General features: G+C 46.1%; 18 protein-coding genes. 14 read left to right on the top strand and 4 right to left on the bottom strand.

The genetic code is table 11. The features are described from left to right. Positions 1-27 precede the first annotated feature (27 nt). The 14 genes from EE116_RS01855 to EE116_RS01920 all read left to right on the top strand — a co-directional run bounded on the left by EE116_RS01855 (position 28) and on the right by EE116_RS01920 (position 15,005). Positions 28-723 carry a response regulator transcription factor gene (locus EE116_RS01855; RefSeq protein WP_122872994.1) on the top strand — a complete coding sequence of 232 codons (696 nt, stop codon included), beginning with the start codon at positions 28-30 and terminating at the stop codon, positions 721-723. Beyond that, on the top strand, positions 707-2,146 hold the full coding sequence (locus EE116_RS01860; protein ID WP_122872995.1) for an ATP-binding protein: 1,440 nt from the start codon (positions 707-709) through the stop codon (positions 2,144-2,146). Before EE116_RS01855 ends, EE116_RS01860 begins: the two co-directional genes overlap by 17 nt. Before the next feature lie 97 nt (positions 2,147-2,243). After that, entirely contained in the window at positions 2,244-4,310 is a 2,067-nt protein-coding gene (locus EE116_RS01865) for a cytochrome c3 family protein (RefSeq protein WP_122872996.1), read from the top strand. Positions 4,311-4,364: 54 nt separating this feature from the next. Further along, positions 4,365-5,177, top strand: a complete 813-nt coding sequence (locus EE116_RS01870; RefSeq protein WP_122872997.1) for an FKBP-type peptidyl-prolyl cis-trans isomerase — start codon at positions 4,365-4,367, stop codon at positions 5,175-5,177. 36 nt (positions 5,178-5,213) lie between these two features. Beyond that, positions 5,214-5,897 carry a 4Fe-4S dicluster domain-containing protein gene (locus EE116_RS01875; RefSeq protein ID WP_122872998.1) on the top strand — a complete coding sequence of 228 codons (684 nt, stop codon included), beginning with the start codon at positions 5,214-5,216 and terminating at the stop codon, positions 5,895-5,897. Position 5,898: 1 nt separating this feature from the next. Next, positions 5,899-6,870 carry an NrfD/PsrC family molybdoenzyme membrane anchor subunit gene (nrfD, locus tag EE116_RS01880; RefSeq protein ID WP_122872999.1) on the top strand — a complete coding sequence of 324 codons (972 nt, stop codon included), beginning with the start codon at positions 5,899-5,901 and terminating at the stop codon, positions 6,868-6,870. An 18-nt stretch (positions 6,871-6,888) separates the two neighbouring features. After that, positions 6,889-9,585 (top strand): cytochrome c biogenesis protein CcsA, encoded by a 2,697-nt coding sequence (ccsA, locus tag EE116_RS01885; protein WP_122873000.1) that lies wholly within the window; start codon positions 6,889-6,891, stop codon positions 9,583-9,585. A gap of 12 nt (positions 9,586-9,597) precedes the next feature. Next, positions 9,598-10,443 (top strand): tetratricopeptide repeat protein, encoded by an 846-nt coding sequence (locus EE116_RS01890; RefSeq protein ID WP_122873001.1) that lies wholly within the window; start codon positions 9,598-9,600, stop codon positions 10,441-10,443. Positions 10,444-10,457: 14 nt separating this feature from the next. Next, positions 10,458-11,594, top strand: coding sequence for a nitrous oxide reductase accessory protein NosL (locus EE116_RS01895; protein ID WP_122873002.1), 1,137 nt, complete (start codon positions 10,458-10,460; stop codon positions 11,592-11,594). Beyond that, the gene (locus EE116_RS01900; protein ID WP_122873003.1) at positions 11,591-11,779 is read left to right on the top strand and encodes a hypothetical protein; all 189 of its coding nucleotides are present in this window, start codon (positions 11,591-11,593) and stop codon (positions 11,777-11,779) included. The genes EE116_RS01895 and EE116_RS01900 overlap by 4 nt, the downstream gene beginning before the upstream one ends. Further along, positions 11,769-12,878, top strand: a complete 1,110-nt coding sequence (locus tag EE116_RS01905) for an ABC transporter permease (protein ID WP_122873004.1) — start codon at positions 11,769-11,771, stop codon at positions 12,876-12,878. The genes EE116_RS01900 and EE116_RS01905 overlap by 11 nt, the downstream gene beginning before the upstream one ends. Continuing rightward, entirely contained in the window at positions 12,875-13,549 is a 675-nt protein-coding gene (locus EE116_RS01910) for an ABC transporter ATP-binding protein (protein WP_122873005.1), read from the top strand. Before EE116_RS01905 ends, EE116_RS01910 begins: the two co-directional genes overlap by 4 nt. Further along, positions 13,546-14,499 carry a hypothetical protein gene (locus tag EE116_RS01915; RefSeq protein ID WP_122873006.1) on the top strand — a complete coding sequence of 318 codons (954 nt, stop codon included), beginning with the start codon at positions 13,546-13,548 and terminating at the stop codon, positions 14,497-14,499. Before EE116_RS01910 ends, EE116_RS01915 begins: the two co-directional genes overlap by 4 nt. After that, entirely contained in the window at positions 14,496-15,005 is a 510-nt protein-coding gene (locus EE116_RS01920; protein WP_122873007.1) for a hypothetical protein, read from the top strand. Before EE116_RS01915 ends, EE116_RS01920 begins: the two co-directional genes overlap by 4 nt. Positions 15,006-15,404: 399 nt before the next feature. Here the strand turns inward: EE116_RS01920 and EE116_RS01925 are convergent, their stop codons facing one another. From EE116_RS01925 to rsmA, 4 genes are read right to left on the bottom strand one after another with little or no spacing between them, the layout of a single operon-like run. Then, on the bottom strand, positions 15,405-16,178 hold the full coding sequence (locus tag EE116_RS01925; RefSeq protein WP_122873008.1) for a pseudouridine synthase: 774 nt from the start codon (positions 16,176-16,178) through the stop codon (positions 15,405-15,407). A 1-nt stretch (position 16,179) separates the two neighbouring features. After that, positions 16,180-17,139: a KpsF/GutQ family sugar-phosphate isomerase gene (locus tag EE116_RS01930; RefSeq protein ID WP_122873009.1), complete on the bottom strand. Its 960-nt coding sequence runs from the start codon at positions 17,137-17,139 to the stop codon at positions 16,180-16,182. A 9-nt stretch (positions 17,140-17,148) separates the two neighbouring features. Next, on the bottom strand, positions 17,149-19,299 hold the full coding sequence (locus EE116_RS01935; protein ID WP_206159228.1) for a ribonuclease J: 2,151 nt from the start codon (positions 19,297-19,299) through the stop codon (positions 17,149-17,151). Next, entirely contained in the window at positions 19,247-20,110 is an 864-nt protein-coding gene (gene rsmA, locus EE116_RS01940) for a 16S rRNA (adenine(1518)-N(6)/adenine(1519)-N(6))-dimethyltransferase RsmA (RefSeq protein WP_122873010.1), read from the bottom strand. Before rsmA ends, EE116_RS01935 begins: the two co-directional genes overlap by 53 nt. Positions 20,111-20,175 lie beyond the last annotated feature (65 nt).

Here is a 20,175-nt window from a genome sequence, read left to right on the forward strand (position 1 = left end):
ATCGGCAAAATTTAGCACGGGAAAAAGATGCAAGATTACTCCATTTTAGACGTTTTATCCAATAAAAAAGTCCTTTGTTTAGAGGATGAACCTTATATATTAAAAAATATGATCGACTCCCTCGAGCTGTTTTTTGCCGAAGTAAAAGGCGTAAGCGACGGCATCGAGGCGCTAGATGAGGCTATGAGCGGCTCATATGACGCGCTCGTCCTTGACGTCAGCGTCCCGCACATGGACGGACTAGAGGTAGCTAAAAAGATCCGCTGCGCAAACCACAAAATCCCTATTGTCATCATCTCAAGCCATACCGAGCAGGAGTATCTGTGGCGCGCAGTAGAGCTAAAGATCACGAGATATCTATCAAAGCCTTACGACAAAGATACGTTTATAAAAGCGCTAGAAGACGTCGCGATGGAGCTCATCGACCATACGCCGATGTTTAGTATCAACGACGAGCTCAAATACGACTTTAGCAAAAAAATCATATATATAAAGGAAGAGGCCTGTCGCCTCTCCAAAAGCGAAAGCAAGCTTTTGGAGTATTTTTTAAACAACAAAAATCAAACGATCACTTACGAGCAGCTGTTTGACTACATGTGGGAATTTGAACAGCCGACCAAAGAAGCCATCAAAACCATAGTAAAAGAACTGCGCCGAAAAATCGGCAAGGACACGATCAGAAATTTATACGGCGTAGGATATCTATGTGAAGTCCAAATTTAAATTTATCATCCTGCTGCTCGTCGTTTTGTACGGCGCCATTACAGTTTTGGTTTTTAACTTTTACCGCGATCTCGCACTAAAAGACGCCAAGCAGGAGGCAGTTTACGTGCTAGATGCGATGAACGGCATACGCGACTACATCTCTACCGTCCAGCGCCCGCTCATAGATGAGTTAAAAGATCACGGCGCGATAGACAAAGACCTTTTTGACCCCAGACTCATGTCCTCATCCTACATCACGCGTCAAATTTACAAAATCCAGCTCGCCAAAAAAAATATAAACTACGACTACAGGCTAACGGCGACAAACCCGCTAAATCCCGAACACGAAGGCACGGAATTCGAAAATGAAATTTTAGAAGGGTTTAAGGAGGGCAAATACGAGGTCTACTCTGACGTAATCAAAGACCAAAACGCCTCGTACTTTTTCGTCGGCCTTCCGATCAAAAACTCCCACCCGTCCTGCGTCGAGTGCCACAACATAAACAGCGCGCCTAAAAAAATGCTCGAACAATACGGAAATTTAAATAATTTCGAGGGCAAAGTCGGCGACACGATAGCGATGGTGAGCTTTAAAATCCCGGTAAAAAGCATTTTGCTTTATCATAAACAAGAATTTATCGTTAGCGGCGTGGCGATCACGGCGATCTTTGCGGCGTTTTTATTTTTCGTTTATAAAATCCACAAAGGCAACGAAAAAACCAAACTGCAAAACGAGCTTTTGATGATAAATCAAAGCCGTCTAGCCTCCATGGGCGAAATGATCGGCAACATCTCGCACCAGTGGCGTCAGCCTCTAGCGCAGATCAGCTCGACTTTGGTAAATTTGGAGCTTTACTCCGAGCGAGGCAAGCTAAGCGAGCAGAGGCTAAAAGAGGCCATCGAAGAGGCAAACGAGCAGGTCAAATTTATGTCCGGCACTATCGAGGATTTTAAAAATTTCTTTAATCCAAATATGCCAAAGAGCGAATTTGACGTAAAACAGGCCATAGAACAAGCTTGTAAAATTTTAAACGCGATGCTCAAAAGGCACGTCATCGACGTAAAAGTCGAGATAAAAGAAAATTTTACGCTTTACGGAAATATAAACGAGCTCATTCAAATTTTAATCAACGTCATGAATAACGCCAAAGAAGCATTTTTAAATCTACCGCAAGAGCGGGCGCAAGCAAACCGACGGCAAATTGTAATAACCGCCCTTTTACAAAACGGAGAACGCGCGATCACGCTCGAAAATAACGCCGGCAATATAAATAAAGCGGTGATAAATAAAATTTTCAAGCCGCATTTTACTACGAAAAAGTCAGGCAGCGGGCTTGGGCTATATATGAGTAAGGTGATAGCCGAAAAAAATAACGCCCGAATTTACGCGCAAAATATAAATAACGGCGTAGTATTTACTATTAAATTTAAAAATTCATAATTTATTAAATTTCCCCTTTTTTCGCCCCCTTTTTACGATAGCATTATCAGTATGAAATCTTTTTGATTTTAGATCCAAAATTTATAAGGAGGGCGCAATGAGGAATTTAAGTAAAACCTTATTAGGTTTGCTTATGGGCGTTAGCGTCTTCGCATCGCAAGCCTGTTGCGAAGAACACAACATGCAGATGTCTCAACAAGCGCGAGACGTCATAGCAAACCCAAAAGGCACGCTTCAAAGTAGAGGCGTAATATCCTTGCAAGACTACATCGTAGAAGAGCAAGAGATGTATGAGTGGCTGTTTAAAAACCACCCGATTTTCACAAAATACGGCGGTAAAACAGTCGGTAAACTAGATGTTCACGACCGTGGACTTGAGTGGCTTGCCGAAGGTCACGGCTTTGATATGTCAAAAGCTAGTAAAAGAGACGGCGGTAAAGGCTACAGCTCTATGATGTATAGGATACCTGCTGGTTCGTCTTTGCAGTTCCCTAACAAATTCGTAGGATCAGAAAAGTGCGGCGAGTGCCACCCTGCGCAGTACGAGGTATGGAGCAGATCGCGCCACGCCACTACTATCCGCTTCCCCGGCGAGCACCCGGAGGTTAACAACAACCTAACCGATCCGGTATTTAGCCCTGATACTGCGTCTATCTTGCCTCAAGGTATTACCCCGGACGTTATTTACGCCACCGTCGGACACCTAAGAACCAAATTCGGCTACGTAGACGCGTGGTTGCTGCGAGGAACTTACCACATAGAGGGCGGTAACCTAAAAGACGGTACTGGTCAAGTCGTAGCAGGCGGTAACCAATTCCAAAGAACTTGGGCGCTAAATTTAACTCCTGAAACAGTTAAGAAAATCAAAGATTTCGTTCCTGATTTTCCGGAAACTCTAGCTGATTACGGCGATAACGGCGGATACGTCAGAGGTCTAGCCTCATACGCCGCTAAATACAAAAAGTCAATGTTCTTCCAAGCAAACGGCTCTTACTGCGAAGTTTGCCACCCGTTCAAATTTGACTTCAAAACCAAGAAAGAGTTCTATGCGGCTCTTGGTAATGCTAAAGAGCTTCAAAAGCACACTATCTCTAAAGGCGTAAGCTGCGAGGAGTGTCACGGAGCCGGCGGTCACCTTGACGGAGCTACAAACTTTAGAACATCAAACTGCGAACGCTGTCACCAAAGATTTAACTATAGCCCAGACCTAGCTAGAGCCAATCCTCTAAACCAAGGCAAGCTTGACCTATCTCTAAGCTCTAAATTTAAATCAATGGGGCCAGGATGCGGATCTGAGGGTTCACAATCATACTTTACCGCTCACTACGATAAAGGCATGCGCTGCACCACTTGCCACGATCCTCACGATAACACAGGTCCGGTTGTAGGCGATAAGACTATCAAGGGCGTAAACTATAACTCAGAGCAAGGCTACCTAAGTGCGCTTTACACCAAACCAAAAATCAGAAAAGATTGTCAAGATTGCCACAAAGAGCAAGCATATATCGCTTCAAGAGCCGATACGCATAAAGATAACACTTGCGCATCTTGCCACATGCCGTTCATGATGAGCTGCGAGAACTTCTACGCTATCCAGTTCCAAGACAATGCTGGATTTGATACTCAAAGAAGATCTCACATCTGGAAGATCGACGTAGATCCTACTAGAAAATCTCTAGTTGCGGGCGACGCTGCTAAAGGACCGAGAGACGCTAAAGATTGGCACTTCCAAAGGGATAAAAACGGACACAACTTCGTTGACCTAATGTGGGCGTGCGCTAGAACGTCTTGGGCGGATAAAGATATGCAAGATACTAAAGGCTGCCATAGCCCTGTTCTATCTGAGCTAAAACCTACCCTACACTTCAAGAACCAAAAACAGGTTTACGACGAAGTAATGGGATGGCAAACTCCTGTTAAAAACGACTTCTCTCAAGTCAAAATCGGTATCGAGGGACTTTACGCTATCTTAGAAACTAAGAAACTAAGCCCTAGCGATAAGACAAGAGTTTATGAGCTAATCGAAAAAGCGCAAGACACAGTTGACTTGCTACAAAAAGACGGCTCATGGGGTATGCACGGCTTTAAATATACAAAACAAAGACTCGACGCTTCTAAAGAGTACATCAAAGAAGCCCAAAGAATCATAAACAACAATTTATGATGCGATTACGGACGCCGCGATTTTGCGGCGTCCAAATTTAATAAGGTAAAATTTATGCGTTTTAAATTTAGCAAAAACCCGCTTTTAGCTCTTTGCCTAACGGCCGGCTGCGTTTTATGCGCTAGTGCGGCGGATAAAGAGGCGATGACGCAAGAGCAAAAAGAATCATACAGTATCGGAATTTCAACCGGAACCTATATATCCGCACAACTAAAAAAACAAGAAAGCCTAGGTGTTAAATTTGACAGCAAGTCCATTTTAGACGGCTTTGCAGACGCCTTTAAAAAAGAACAAAAACTAACAGACGAAGAAATAATCTCCCTGCTCAATCAAAGGGACGAAAAATTAAATAAGCTAACCCAAGACGCGCTTAAAAAAGCGCTTGAAAAAAATTTAAAAGAGGGCGAAGAATTTATGGCGAAAAACGCCAAAAACAAAAAGGTCAAAACGACTAAATCAGGGCTTCAGTACGAAGTCATGGCAGTCGGCGACGGCGATAAGCCAAGACCCGAGAGCGTAGTCGCGCTAAACTACAAAGCCTACCTCATAAACGGCAAAGTTTTTGACGACACGTACTCTAGAAACGAGCCTGCGATCCTTTCGATGGTAAATTTGATAGACGGCTTGCAAGAGGGCCTCATGATGATGAACGGCAACTCAAAATATAAATTCGTCATCCCGTCTCACCTAGCTTACGGAGACGAGGGCGCAGACGAGATACCGGGCGGCTCGACGTTGATTTTTGAAGTCGAGCTAGTAAAGGCGCTAAAACCTGGCGAGCTAGCCGGCGCAGCCAAAAAACTAAGCGAAACTCAGCCGCGAAATTTCCATGGCGCGCATAGCCACGGAAGTAGCGTTGGTAGATAAATTTAGGATATTTAATCCATACGGATGGAGAAGAATATGAAAGAGCAAAATACAAGAAGGACGTTTTTTAAATTCCTTGCTTCTGGAGCGGCGGTTGCGGGAGCGACTAGCGTACTAGGCAAGAGTATAAATTTAGACGCCCCTACGGAAAACGGCAAAAAGCCGCACTACGGCATGATCTTTGATCAGAATAAATGCGTCGGCTGTACCGACTGCGAGGTCGCCTGTCAAAAAGTAAATTTGGTTCCAAAAGGCCAGATGAGGCTTTTTATCCAGGATAAAACCGATCCGCTAAATTTAAAAGAAAAACGCTACGTCAGGGTTTCCTGCCAGCAGTGCGAGGACGCGCCGTGCGTGACCGTTTGCCCGACAAAAGCCTGCCACAAGGACGAAAAAACCGGCATCACGACGATGAACACCGACGACTGCATCGCCTGTAAATACTGCATCGTCGCCTGTCCTTACGACGTGCGCTTTATAAATCACGAAACCAAAGCCGCAGAGAGCTGCAACTTCTGCTTGGATACGAATTTAAAAGACGGCCACGAGCCTGCCTGCATCGAGGCATGCAGATACGAGGCGATCGTGTTCGGCGATCTAAACGACGAAGAGTCGCACATCAGCAAGCTACTTCGCGTCAAAGACAGCCTACGAATGCATCCTGAGTGCGGCACGAAGCCGAGCCTTCGCTATATTCCTGCGGTTAAATTGGGGGTGTGATATGAACGGAGCTATAAATTTCACTGCGACCTTCTCGCACGGCGTAGAGTGGGGCTGGCCGATTGCGGTTTATCTTTTGCTAGCGGGTATGAGCGGCGGCGCTTTGGTAGTCGCGATCCTCGTCAAATTTTATAAAAAGCAGACCGAAAGCACGCCGCTGTTTAAGGCTGCGTCGTTGCTATCTTTCGTAGCAATCCTTCTGGGTATGGTCTGCCTGGTAGCCGATTTAGAGCGGCCGCTACTTTTTTGGAAAATTTTGATTAACTATAACTTCACCTCGGTTATGTCCGTGGGCGTGGCGGCGCTTTGCGTCTATATCCCGCTTAGCTTCGTAGCCTGCCTTTATGCGTTTGAAGCTGATCTTAGCGGATTTTTATCACGCAGACTTACTTTTTTAAAAGGGCTTTTCACGCTCGTAATGAAAATTTTAAACGCGCTTCGCCCGCTACTTCTTGCGCTTACGCTTGTTTTTGCGGTCGCGATCTGCGCCTATACGGGCTTTTTGATCTCGGTTTTGGTTAGATTTCCTATCCTTAATACCGCTGTTTTACCTGCGCTTTTCGTGGCGTCTGGCTTATCTGCGGGTATCGCAGGCTCTAGCCTCATAGCCGCGCTTTTCTTTAAAGCAGACCCGCACGGCGGCGATCTAAAAATTCTACACGCGGTCGAGTGGCCGGTTTTAGCGATGGAAATTTTATTAATCGGTATGATTTTCGTCTCGCTAGTAACGGGCAGCGACGTGCAGAAAGCCGCGAGCGCCGCATTTAGCGATGGAATTTACGCTCAGCTATTTTGGCTAGGCGTCGTAGGCGTAGGATTTTGCGTACCGCTAGTTTTAAATTTCGCACTGGGCAAAAAGATCGCTCACACCGCGTTTGCGTTCTACGTTAGCGCGCTTGCTAGCGTGGTCGGAGTATTACTTCTTAGAATGTTTATACTATACGCAGGTCAAACTTACGATATAATAATGTAAAAACTCGGAGAGGCGATTTTGGGCGTAAATTTATTTAGATTTTTCACTTCTTACAAATTTGCGCTCTGCCTCCTCTTTATCCTAGCCGCAGGCGCCGGCGTCGCAACCTTTTTAGAGAGCATTTACGACACGCAAACGGCTAAAATTTTAGTCTACGAGGCGCGCTGGTACGAGTGCGTTATGAGCGCGCTCGCGCTTTGCTTGCTCGGCATAATCATAAAAACAAAAATGTGGCGCCGCTTCGGCTCATTCGTTCTGCATGCGGCATTTATCGTCATCTTTATCGGTGCGGCTTTGACGCGTTATCTGGGCGCTGAGGGCGTACTGCACGTAAGGGCGGGTGAGAGCGGAAATGAGATGGTGAGCGTAAAACCGTTTTTGCAAATACGCACCAAAGACGCATTTTTCGAGTATCCGCTAAATTTAACCCAAATCGGCGATAATAATTTTAGCTTCACGCAAACCATAAACTCAAAAAATTTCACCGTCAAATTTGACTCATATAAGCCCGCGCCAAAAGGCGAGCGCGGTACTCTCGTAGTAAAATCGGGCTTTGAAGGGCAGCGCGAACAAACAGCCAAAATCCACGGCGGCGTAGGCTGGCTGGGCGAGCCTAGTATGCTAAATTTTGACGGCGAGGAGATAATGCTAACCTGGGGCTCAAGGCTAGTTAGCTTGCCGTTTTCGATAAAGCTTATTAAATTTGAGCTTGAACGCTACCCAGGCTCTCAAAGCCCGTCCTCATACTCTAGCGACGTAGAGGCGCTTTCAGACGCGGGCGAGGTTTTAACGAGATATAAAATTTACATGAATCATCCGCTAAATTTGCAAGGCTTTAAACTCTTTCAATCATCCTACGACGCGGACGAGCAAGGCACGGTGCTAGAGGTCAACCGCGACCCGGGCAAAATCCCGACCTATATCGGATATTTCTTGCTTTGCGCCGGCGTTATCGGCAACTTTTTTACTAAAAATAGCCGCTTTTTAAAGCTCATAAATTTCATCAAAAACAGCAGATTTTCGCTCGTCGCGGCCTTTATCGCGCTTGGTTTTTTAAATTTTAATGCAAACGCGGCCGAGCAAAACGGGAGCGAGATTTTAAAAACTTTCGCCGCAAACACCGCCGCTCACGCTAACGGCGAATTTGCAAAGCTTCTCGTGCAAGACTACGCGGGCAGGATAAAGCCGCTTAGCACCGAAGCGGGCGAAATCGTAAATAAAATCTCGGGCACGGACTCGCTTTACGGCCTAAGCGCCGAACAAATCGTGCTTGGTATGAATCTAAATCCCGCGCTGTGGCAAGAGATAAAAATCGTCAAGATAAAAAACGGCGAGATAAAAAAGATGCTAAATTTGAGCGGAGATTACGCGAGTTTTAGAGATGCGTTTGACGCAAACGGCGAGTATAAACTGGCCACACAGGTCGAAGCCGCGAACGAAAAACCTCTATCAAAACGAGGCACGCTCGATAACGACCTCATCAAATTTGACGAGCGACTAAACATCGCGTATCTAACGTTTAAGGGCACGTTTTTTAAATTTATCCCGGTAGCAAACGACCCGCAAAATGCCTGGCTCTCGCCAAACGACGCATTTGGCGACGAGCGAGTCGATACCAATGCAAAAAGCATGCTAAACGACTATATAACTGGCCTGCAAGAAGGCATCTCGGATAATAACTGGGGCAAGGCCGACTCCGCACTAGCCGCACTAAGAAACTATCAGCGAACGGCTTCGGCGGAAATTTTACCTAGCGTTAGCAGAGTCGATGCCGAAGTCTTTTACAATCGTGCTTCGGTGTTTAAAAAACTGGTTTATTTCTACTGGATTTTGGGCTTTGCCGCGCTTTTGCTTGGGCTTGCTTCAGTGTTTTTATCGAGGCGAATTTTACCGCTTGAGCGAGCGATTTTAGCGGCGTTTGCGCTTGGATTTGCGGTGCATACGGCAGCTTTGGCGCTACGCTGGTACGTCTCGGGGCATGCGCCTTGGAGCGATAGCTACGAATCAATGATCTATATCGGCTGGTCCGGAGCGCTAGCTGGGATGATATTTTTTAGACGTTCGTTGCTTGCGCTTGCGGCGTCGGCGCTGCTGGCCGGCATCGTGATGCTAGTGGCTCACATGAGCTTCGTAAATCCGCAGATAACGAATTTAGTCCCGGTACTAAAGTCTTATTGGCTCAGTATCCACGTCTCGGTCATCACGGCTAGCTACGGATTTTTGGGCCTTGGCTGCGTGCTTGGGCTTATCGCGCTAGGACTCATGGCGTTTAAAAACAAAGCCAACGAGGCTAGACTAAACGAGCAGATTAGATATATCGCGGCGATCGATGAAGCAAGCCTGATTATCGGCATTTGCCTACTGACGCTTGGAAATTTTTTCGGCGGAATCTGGGCGAACGAGAGCTGGGGGCGCTACTGGGGTTGGGATAGCAAAGAAACATGGTCGTACGTCTCGATCCTGGTTTACGCGATCGCGCTACATCTGCGCTTTATACCGAAGCTAAATTCGCTCTACGTATTTTTGATCGCATCGGTGTTTTCTTACGCCTCGATCGCGATGACTTATTTTGGCGTAAATTTTTACCTAACGGGCATGCACTCTTACGCCAGCGGAGATTTGCCGCCGGTGCACATTAGCGTATATATCGCGCTTGGATGCATGCTCTTGATAACCGCGCTAGCCTTTAGAGGGCGCGACGTAAAAACGATTTAAAAAGGAGAAAAAATGTATAAAAAACTACTAACGGCGGCGGTTTTATGCGCTAGCGCAAACGCGGGCTTTATCCAAGAGGGCATGCAAGCCCAGCAAAGCGGCGACCATAAAAAGCTGATAGAAATCTACGAAAAAGCCTGCCACGAGGAAAACAAGGCTTCGGGCTGCTACAACCTTGCAGTGGTGTATTTCGAAGGCACTGGCGGCGTAGAGAAAAATTATGAAAAGGCGATAAATTTATACCAAAAAGCTTGCAACGCCAAATTTGCGCTTGCTTGCAACAATCTAGGCTACATCTACGAAAGCGGCAACGGCGCGACTCAGGACTTTGCTAAAGCAGCCGCATACTACGAAAAAGCCTGCCAAGACGACGAAGGCTGCACTTCGCTAGGGCTACTTTACGCAAACGGCGCGGGCGTCAAAACCGATATCAAAAAAGCCATCTCGCTCTACACCAAAGCCTGCGACTACGGCGATATGATGGGATGCAATAACCTAGGCTATCTGCACCTTGAAGGCATGGGCGTAGAAAAAGACTACGTCAAAGCAAAAGCCTTTTACGAAAAGGCCTGCGCGGGCAGCGTCGGTATCGGCTGCGACAACCTAGGCTTTTTGTATGCATTCGGTCAAGGCACGGAGCAAGACTATGCTAAAGCTAAAGAATTTTACGAAAAATCCTGCGCCCTAAACTACGACAAAGGCTGCAACAACCTAGCCATAATGTACGCCGAGGGCAAAGGCGTCGCGGCCGATGTCGCCAAGGCCAAAGAGCTCTTTGACAAAAGCTGCGCAAAAGGCCTAAAAGTCGCGTGCGAGAATGCGGAGTTTTTAAAACCGGAAACAAATAAAACTAAATAATTTAAGGAGATAATATGATTTTACGTTCTATTTTGGGTTCGGCGCTACTAGCGGCGCTAATGTTTGGCGCCGAAGCAAACGAACAAGCCGGCAAGATGAAGCCGATGTTTCAAAGCGTAGATCCAAGCAAAGCTACGCTAGTAGGAAGCGGCGAGGATAAAGAGTACTGCGCCGTTTGCGGCATGAATTTGGTTAAATTTTATAAAACCAACCACGTCTATAACGGCAAACAAGTAGCATCGCTGCACTGCTTATACGAGCTCACGGAGGGCAAGATCCCAAGCGACGCGCAGGTCGTCGATACGAAAAATCTAAATTTGATCGATGCAAATAAAGCCTTTTACGTCGTCGGCAGCAAGATCGGCGGCACGATGACTAGAAATAGCAAATACGCCTTCTCAACCGAGGCCGACGCAAAAGAGTTCCAAGCCGAAAACGGCGGCGAGATAATGAATTTCGCTAAGGCTTACGAGATCGCGGGACAGGACTTTGAGGGCGATAACAAGATGATCAAAGCCAAACGCGAGAGCGGCGTTTACGCGCACGGCAAGGAATTTTACGAAGCAAACTGCGAGAAAACCAATCCAAAAAACTTTAAAGCTATCTCCGAGCTAAAAGCCCATCTCAAAAAAACATGCGACGCAAAGGGTGCCGGCAAAGCCCCTGAGTACGACAAACACCTACAAGCAGCAGCACTTTACCTATGGGACGCTCCGGCAAATTTAGGCACGAGCGATCAAGCCTCAAAATCTAAGCAAAAAACGCAAAAAGCCGAGAGGATCGTCGTGCCAAAAGGCGCGCGCTGCCCCGTTTGCGGTATGCTAATCGGCAAAAACCCGCAGTGGGCGACGATGATGAAAACAAGCAAAGAGGAGCTTTACTTTGACGGCGTCAAGGATATGATGAAGTATTATTTCGAAAAAGGCAAAAAAGACGATCAAATTTTCGTTAGCGACTACTACAAGCTAAACAAAATCGACGCTAGAACCGCCTACTACGTAACCGGCTCAAACGTACTCGGACCTATGGGCAACGAGCTGATACCGTTTGCCAGCGAAGAGGACGCTAAGACCTTCGCCAAAGATCACGGCGGCAAACAGATCGTCAAATTTGACGAGATCACGACTCTTTTAGTTGAGAGGTTGATGTGAGGCTCATCTGCGTTTTAGCGGGCTTTTTTGCGATCCTTTACATTTGTATCGGGGCACATTATCTAGGCTTTGATAGAGCGGGCAAGGAGGCTCAGCTAAATTTGATCCAAAAATCCGTCAAAGACGCGCAAATTTCGACGAATTTTATTTCAAAAGAGTACGGGAAGTTTGTCTATGCCGAGTAAAAATTTTATCGATTACGCAGTTACGCTGCTCTATAAAGACCGCGCCGATCACGCTTTTAGCTTTTTTATCTTCGCTTTTATCGTGTTTATCTTAAGCGCTGTTCTTTTCGTCTCAAGCTCCATCCAAAGCGACCTTACAAATTTGACCCGATCAAAGCCCGAAGTCGTCGTCGAAGCTCTGCGCGCCGGCAAACGCGATCTGATGCACGACGGCTACATCTACGACGTCTCAAAGATCGCGGGCGTAGCTAGCGTAGAGGGCGCGGTCGAGGGGGAGTATTATTTCGCGCAAAAGAGAGTCTGGTTTCGCATCGTCGGCGATGAAAATTTGGACGAAAACGAGATGATCGTGGGCGAAGGCGTGAAAAAAGAGATGGCGGAGCTTTATTACGATGACGTTTTTAACTTTTTAACCGAAGAAAAGATGATACCGATAAAGATCAACAAAACCGCACCGCATGAAACGGGTATCGTCTCAAACGACGTCATCTATATGAATCCCGCCACCGCGCGCGAAGTGCTAAGCCTAAAAGAGGGCGAATACACGAGGCTCTACGTCGAGGTACCAAACGTAAACGAGATCAGCGAAGTGGCCCTAAAGATCCAAAACGTCTATCCAAACACCGAGGTTACGAGCATCGAGGACGGAGTAGCCAAAATAAGGCACCTTTACTACTACAAAGGCGGCATTTTCATGGTGCTTTACGTCGTGGCGATGGTTTCGTTTTTCATCCTGCTGAAAAATCAAATTTCGCTCGCTTACGGCGAGAAGAAAAAGGAGATCGCGATATTGCGCAGTATCGGCTTTAGCGTTAGAAATATCATCGCACTTAAATTTATCCAAAACATCGTCGTTTCTTTTAGCGCCTATTTGCTAGGCGTCGCGGGAGCCTATATCTACGTGTTTTTATTCGGCGCGCCGTTTTTACGCGATATATTTTTAGGCAGCGAGGTGGCGAATTTTACCGATTTTACGCCGATCATAGACTTTAATATGCTATTTTTGATCTTCGTTTTTAGCGTGATTCCGTTTTTGGCATTCGTCATAATCCCGTCGTGGCGCATCGCCGTTAGCGACATGAGCGAGGCGATAAAATGAACGCAATAGAAGTAAAAAATCTATGTAAAATTTACAATCAAAATAAACCCAACGAATTTCACGCGCTAAAAAATATAAATTTGACTGTAAAAAGCGGCGATCTAGTTATCCTAAAAGGCGTTAGCGGTAGCGGCAAAAGTACGCTACTAGGCATTCTAGGCGCGCTTAGCAAACCAAGTAGCGGCGAAGCACTGATCAACGGCCGCAACGTCTCAAAGCTACCCGACATCATGAGTTCAAATTTTAGACATAGCGAGGTAGGGTTTATATTTCAGTCCTTTAACCTGATCGAGGGCCTTAGCGTCTATCAAAACGTGCTAGCGCCGCTAAGCCTAACAAGTCTTAAAAAAACCGAGCTAAATTCGCAAATCGAGCGCGCGCTAAATCTCGCCAACATCGCGCACAAAAAAGATCAAATCATCTCAAAGCTAAGCGGCGGCGAGAAGCAGCGATGCGCGATAGCAAGGGCTCTAGCGATGGATCCTAGCGTCATACTAGCCGACGAACCGACGGCAAATTTGGACAAACAAAACTCGCTTATTTTTATCGAAATGCTAAAAAAATTTAAAGAGCTAAAAAAGACCGTCGTCGTCGCCACGCACGATATTTTATTTGACGATCTGGACTTCGTGGACGGCTACGTGAGGATGCAGGACGGAGAGATGCTGTGAGCGTATTTTTATCTGACGAAGTTATCGCGTTTTTGTTGATCGAGCTTATAATAATTGTTTTAATGGGTATTTCGCAGTATTTCGTCGTGCGCATCATGCGCCTGTGGGACTTTAACTCGACGTCAAATTTGCAATACGACCTAGAAAAGCGCAACTACCTCGTAAATACGATTTTGTTTTTCGCCGTAGTTTGCAAGATCGTTTTATTCGTATTTTTTGCGCTATCTCTAAACGAGCTAGCAGACGTGGTACCCGGCGCCATGTGCTCTGCCGGCGTCATCGGTTCAAATCAATTTGGCGGCATTTTGCTACTGCTAAAACTGCTACTCATTTTTGGCTTCGGGCTGTGGCTCATTATAAATTCGCTTGATTTAAAGGCGACGAATTTCCCGTATTTAAAGCGAAAATACGTCATCTTCACCGCGCTTTTTATCGGCGTTTTGATCGAATTTGCCGCTGAGATTTTGTTTTTTAGCAACGTACCGCTAAAAGTACCCGTCTTTTGCTGCTCGGTCGTGTTCCAGGCGCCAAAGCTACCGTTTGGCTATACGAAGTTAAATTTGGTCATATTTTACTACGCCGTTTTTGCGGTCATTTTGACGCTAAATTTACTCAAACAGACGATGGCGAGCTTTGTTTGTAACCTGCTGTTTTTATTTATCGCATACTACGCGATTACTTATTTTTTCGGGCTTTACGTCTACGAACAGCCAAATCACAAATGCCCGTACTGCATGCTAAAAGGCGAGTATTTTTACGTCGGTTACCTCATCTGGGGTTCGCTGTTTTTGGGTATTTTCTACGGCATATCGGCGTTTTTGGTCGAGCTAATCGTGAAAAAACCTTACGAGCATTTGCTCAAAATTTCCTCTTTTTGGCTGATCGTAAATGCTCTTGTTTGCAGCTTTTTCGTCGCTAAATACTACCTTTTGCGAGGAGTTTTATTATGATAAGGCAAATTTTCGCCGCCGTGCTACTTATCGGCGTGGTGGCGCTGCTCGCGTTTTCCGTGGATACTAGCGAGGGCAAAATCGTAGTTCGCCACGGCAATATAGAAAAAAAGCCGCTAGAAATCGAGCTTGGCAAATACCTCTGCTTTGAGAGCAAGGTGCTCATTAGCGACCTAAACAACACGGCTCAGGCGGTGATGCCAAACGGCGATACGTACTTTTTCTACGACATCTCAAACTCGTTTACTTGGCTCATGCGGCAAAAAAATAAAGACGACGTCGTGCTGTGGGTGTATTCGCAAGACACAAGCCGATATATCCTAGCTAAAGACGCCTGGTACTCGCGCGTAGACATCACTCCGATGGGATACGGTATCGGTGCGTACGAATACCACGTTTACGGCATCAACGACAACTATTTCGAGGACGTAATGCTCTACGCCGCACGGGGAGAGACGCTGATAAATCCGCTCATTTTTATCTTGCTTTCGGAGAATAAAATTTAGCTTTTAGAGCCCATTTGGCTATTTTATTCTCCAAGAAGCAAATTGTCTCTCCAAAGTAAAAACGGTTAAAAGGGGACAGTTGTTACCGCACCGCAAATACTTAACAATCGGTCTATTGTATGAAATTTGACAAATATTTTACCGCTACAAGAAAGATGGCTGGCTATGGCAAAGATTACAATTTTATATTTGCTAGCTAAATTTGCACGTATCGCCAATTTATATAAATAATTTTAAAGCGTTTTAGGTGTTTCCGTTAGTTTAGAAATTTGACAAAATATCACTAACGTTTTTTCAAAAACCGATATTCACAAACAAGTGATCTTATGATACCACAGAATATAACACGGCTAATTTTAGCCGCGATATATAACTAACGGTAAACCGCCTTACAAAAGGTTAGTATCTAATATTATTAACCTTCAAAAAATCCCTCAACGCTTCGTATTCACCGTTTTCAAAGTATCGCCATTTGCCTGGCTTTAGCATACCAAGATCGACACGACCAAAACTAACGCGTTTTAGATCCATCACCTCAAGGTCGAAATATCCGAAAAATCGGCGTAGTTCACGGTTTTGTCCCTCGTTTATCACGACTTTTAGCTTCGTAAAACCGCCGCTCGAGCCAAAAACTTTATAGTCTAAAAACGGCTTAAATTCCATCGATTTTATCGCAGTTTTAGCATGCGCGCCCTTAGTAGCGTCCGCAGCGAAAAAACCCTCGTTCATCGCCGTTATCACCTCAGGCGTTATCTCGCCCTTTACTTTCAGATAGTATTCGCGCTCTACGTCGCTGTTCATCAGCGCCGTGGCGATCGCGGGAGCGTCCGTTAGTAAAAGTAGTCCCTCGCTAGCGTAGTCAAGCCGCCCGATACTAACAAATTTTGCAAACTGACGATCCAAACTATCATAGATCGTTTTGCGTCCGCGGTCGTCCTTTTTACTAACGAGTTCGCCCTTTTGTTTGTGATAAACGATCACGGTAAATTCTTTTTTTAGCCTTACTATGCGGCTGTTTATTTTTACTTTATCCTCTTCGCTAACGCTAGTAGCCAGCTCGCTAACGACGCGGCCGTTTACGCTAACTTTGCCCTGCTTTATTAGCTCGTCAGCCTCTCTACGCGAATAACTCGTGTTATGCGATATAAATTTGTTTAGTCTGCTTTTTTGCATTTTATAGTCCTAAATTTGCAAGGTCGTGTATGTGTAAAACGCCGACCGGAACGCCGTTTTCTACGACGGCTAGTAGCTGTATCTTGTGCCGCTCGATGAGCGCTAACGCATCTATCGCTAACATCTCTTTATCATTTAGCTCTTTTGGCTTTAGCGTCGCATATTTGATCGCAGCGTCGTTTAGATCAAAGTCCTCTCTCATCAGCGCGCGCCTAAGGTCTCCGTCGCTTAAAATAGCGTCCAAAATGCCGTCTTTATCGACGATCAAAACTGTACCGAGTTTGCCGTGCGTCATCGTGTCGATCGCCTGCTTTAGGCTCGCATTCCAGCGTACTATCGGTAAATTTTCGCTTCTCATTACGTCTTTTACCTTTAGAAATAGTCTCTTGCCAAGACTTCCGCCTGGATGAAAATTTGCAAAATCCTCTTTTTTAAAGCCTCGCTTTTCCATCAAACAAACGGCTAACGCATCGCCTAGGGCTAACGTTAGCGTCGTCGAGCTAGTTGGCGCGGCATCTAGCGGGCAGGCTTCTTTGCTAACGTCAAGCTTCACAAAGGCGTCGCTAAATTTGGCTAGCGTGCTAAATTTATCCCTCGCCATCGCAACTATCGGCACGCCAAAACGCTGCACGTGAGGTAGGATTTTAGTTAGTTCCTCGCTCTCGCCGCTAAAGCTGATAGCTAGTAGCGTATCATCCTTGCCGATCATACCCAGATCGCCGTGCATCGCCTCGGTCGGATGCATAAAAAAGCTAGGCGTGCCCGTGCTAGCAAGCGTCGCGGCGATCTTTGCGCCCACGTGCCCGCTCTTGCCTACGCCAGTGACTACGACTTTGCCTTTGGTTTGGTATAAAATCTCGACCGCTTTTTCAAATTCGCCGTCTAAAATTTCGGCATTTCTCGTTAGCTCATTAGCCTCCGTCTTTAGCACGTTAGCGGCTATTTTGATTGTATCGCTCATTTTGCGCCCTTACATCAGGTATATGATCGGCACGATGGTCGGGTATTTTTTGACTTTTCTAAAGATATGCTTACGGATGACTTGACGCACCTGCCCCTCGAGCATCCTACCGTCTTTTAGAAGCTCCTCTTTGACGTTGCTTAGATACTGCTCCAGCACGCCCTCCATCTCTTTTCTAAACTCGCCGTCTTGCTTATCGCCCACGAGTCCGTAGCTGATGACGCGAGGTTTGTTTATGAGCTTAGCGCCGTGGCGAGAGATTTGCGCGATGATCATCACGACGCCCGCTTCAGCCAAATTTTGCCTATCGATCACGACGTCGTCTGAAATTTGCTTGTTGATTTGGTTATCGATAAATACCTTGCCCGTTTTTACCGTCTTGGCGCGCTTCATGTATTTTTGGCAAATTTCCATCTGATCGCCGTCGCTCATCAGATAGATATTTCGCTCGTCCACGCCGCATGCTACGGCCGTTTCTTTATGCTTTGCGATGTGGTTGTACTCGCCGTGGACCGGGAGGAAAAATTTAGGCTTTATTAGGCGCAGCATCAGTTTTTGTTCCTCTTGCGCCGCGTGACCGCTCACGTGTATCTCGCTAAAGTCCTGATACGCGACGCTAGCGCCTGATTTGATGAGGAAATTTAGTACCGTCGATACGCTGCTTTCGTTGCCCGGGATCGCCTTTGAGCTGATGATGATCTGATCGGTCGGCTTTATTTTGATGTATTTGTGCTCATCCGTAGCCATGCGGTACAGCGCGCTCATCGTCTCGCCCTGAGAGCCGGTGGTGACGATCAGCACTTCGTTATCTTTAAATTTACCGACTTCGTTGGCGTCGATAAAAATTTTCTTATCGAGCTTGATATAGCCAAGCTCCATCGCCGTATAGAGGTTGCGCTCCATGCTACGACCGATGACGCAGACCTTGCGGTTATATTTTAGCCCCCAGTCGATCGCCTGATAGACGCGGTGGATGTTGGAGCTAAACGTGCTCATTATCACGCGGCCTTTGGCTTTTGAGAAAATCGCATCAAAGGTCTTGCCCACGCTACTTTCGCTTTTAGTAAAGCCCTCTCTGTAGCTGTTCGTGCTATCGCTCATGAGACACAGCACGCCGCGCTCGCCGTAGTATGCGAGTCTGCCAAGGTCTGTTGGGTAGCCGTCGATCGGCGTGTGGTCGATCTTAAAGTCGCCCGTATGAATGATGGTGCCTGCCTTTGTCGTGATGGCAAGTGCGCTGGCGTCGATGATAGAGTGAGTGATATGTATCCACTCGACCTCAAAATCCCCTATCAAATACGGCTTGCGCTTTTCGACCGAGCGGAAAAGCGAACGCTCCTGCTTTAGCCCGTGCTCTTCAAATTTGTTATTTATCATACCAAGCGGTAGCGGCGTGGCGTAAATCGGAAATTTAAACTCTTTATAAAAGTAGGGCACCGCGCCGATATGATCCTCGTGTGCGTGCGTGATGACGACGCCTTTTATCTTGTCTTTTATCTTGCGTACGTAGTCAAAGTCCGGGATCAGGATATCCACGCCGTGCATGCTCTCGCTAGGAAAGCTCATGCCGATATCCACGATGATTGCGCTCGTGTCGGTCTCAAATATCGTCATATTTCCGCCGATCTCGCCCAGCCCTCCAAGAGGCGTGACGCGGATCCTGTGATCGGTCGAGTTTAGGTATTTCATCGGCTCGAGGCGTAGTTCATGGACGGCTTTGTTAGCCTCCATGGCGCTAGCTATATCTTGCTGCCACTGCTCGTTGCCGTTTAGCTTAGCGGGTAAATTTTTCTTCGGTTTTCGCTGTTTTTTCGGTTTAGCTTCGCCCGTTTGATTTTCGGCGTTAGCGGTTTGTTTGTTAGCGTTTTTATTATCGTTTTGCGCGCTATTTTGAGAGTTTTGTTTGTTGTTTTTACTACGATTTCTTTTACCGTTTTGTTTGTTAGCGTTAGGTTGTTCGCCGTTTTGCGCGTGCTGTTCGCCGCCGTCAAAAGGCTCTAAAAAGAAATTATCTATCACGCTTTGGCTAGCTTTTTGCTCGCCGTTTTGTACGTTTTGGTCTAAATTTTCTTGTTTATTTTTATTTCTCGGGCGAAATCTGCGCTTTTTATTGCTCTTGCCCTGAGAAACTACCGCTTTTTCTTCGCTTTTGTCGTTCATTATCTTCCTTTAAATTTCTAAAAACTTCTAGATAAAGATCGACATTTAGTTCGTGCGGACGGATACTTGCGCTCAAATTTAACATGCTAAAAATTCGCTCGACTTCAGGCTTATTATAGCTTGAACTCAAATTTTTCATCAGCGTTTTTCTAGGCGCGCTAAAGGCGATTTTGAGGTAAGTTTTAAATTTTTCGTATTCAAATTTACTCTCAAATATACCCGTTTCACCTATTAAATTTTTACTTTTTTGCAGTTTTATAACCGAGGAAGTCACCTTGGGCGGCGGATTAAAGCAGCTCGCAGCCACGTCAAAAAGCAGCTCACAGCTACCTTGAAGCGAAGCCAAAATCGCCAAAGAGCTAAAATCTCTATCGCCGCTTTTCGCGCTAAATTTGAGCGCGACTTCCTTTTGTATCATCACGACTAGGCCGCGACATTTTTCGTCTTCGATCGCATTTAGGATCATCTTCGTAGCGACGTAGTAGGGCAAGTTTGCTGCTAAAAAATACGGCTCATCGCTCAGGCCGTCTTCGCTCCATTGATCCAGCGCGTCTTTGCAAAAAAGTTTCAATCGTCCGTTTTGAATTTCGTTTGCGAATTTTTTCTGCAGCAACGCAAAAAGCTCGGTATCTATCTCGTAGCTAGTTACGTCGCAAATCCGCAAAATTCTAAATGTCAAATCACCTAAGCCAGGCCCAATCTCAACGATATTTTGCGTATCTTTGGGAATCGCTTGGATGATTTTGTTTAGCGTCGCTTCGTCGTGTAAAAAATTTTGCCCAAAGCATTTTTTTGCTTTAATATTTTCCATTTTAACTCCGCAGAGTGGCGAAGCCACTCTTTACGGGCGGGAGCAAGCTCCCTGCACCCACCTAA

The organism is Campylobacter showae, assembly GCF_900573985.1.
Classification (GTDB): Bacteria; Campylobacterota; Campylobacteria; order Campylobacterales; family Campylobacteraceae; genus Campylobacter_A; species Campylobacter_A showae_E.

What these genes read in the sequence shown, in the direction of transcription:
- EE116_RS01870 (WP_122872997.1), top strand. Translation starts at nt 4,365, where the DNA reads ATGCGTTTTAAATTTAGCAAAAACCCGCTTTTAGCTCTTTGCCTAACG.
- EE116_RS01855 (WP_122872994.1), top strand. Translation starts at nt 28, where the DNA reads ATGCAAGATTACTCCATTTTAGACGTTTTATCCAATAAAAAAGTCCTT.
- EE116_RS01905 (WP_122873004.1), top strand. Translation starts at nt 11,769, where the DNA reads ATGCCGAGTAAAAATTTTATCGATTACGCAGTTACGCTGCTCTATAAA.
- EE116_RS01895 (WP_122873002.1), top strand. Translation starts at nt 10,458, where the DNA reads ATGATTTTACGTTCTATTTTGGGTTCGGCGCTACTAGCGGCGCTAATG.
- nrfD (WP_122872999.1), top strand. Translation starts at nt 5,899, where the DNA reads ATGAACGGAGCTATAAATTTCACTGCGACCTTCTCGCACGGCGTAGAG.
- EE116_RS01930 (WP_122873009.1), bottom strand. Translation starts at nt 17,139, where the DNA reads ATGAGCGATACAATCAAAATAGCCGCTAACGTGCTAAAGACGGAGGCT.
- EE116_RS01925 (WP_122873008.1), bottom strand. Translation starts at nt 16,178, where the DNA reads ATGCAAAAAAGCAGACTAAACAAATTTATATCGCATAACACGAGTTAT.
- EE116_RS01910 (WP_122873005.1), top strand. Translation starts at nt 12,875, where the DNA reads ATGAACGCAATAGAAGTAAAAAATCTATGTAAAATTTACAATCAAAAT.
- rsmA (WP_122873010.1), bottom strand. Translation starts at nt 20,110, where the DNA reads ATGGAAAATATTAAAGCAAAAAAATGCTTTGGGCAAAATTTTTTACAC.
- EE116_RS01935 (WP_206159228.1), bottom strand. Translation starts at nt 19,299, where the DNA reads ATGAACGACAAAAGCGAAGAAAAAGCGGTAGTTTCTCAGGGCAAGAGC.
- EE116_RS01865 (WP_122872996.1), top strand. Translation starts at nt 2,244, where the DNA reads ATGAGGAATTTAAGTAAAACCTTATTAGGTTTGCTTATGGGCGTTAGC.
- EE116_RS01890 (WP_122873001.1), top strand. Translation starts at nt 9,598, where the DNA reads ATGTATAAAAAACTACTAACGGCGGCGGTTTTATGCGCTAGCGCAAAC.
- EE116_RS01875 (WP_122872998.1), top strand. Translation starts at nt 5,214, where the DNA reads ATGAAAGAGCAAAATACAAGAAGGACGTTTTTTAAATTCCTTGCTTCT.
- EE116_RS01920 (WP_122873007.1), top strand. Translation starts at nt 14,496, where the DNA reads ATGATAAGGCAAATTTTCGCCGCCGTGCTACTTATCGGCGTGGTGGCG.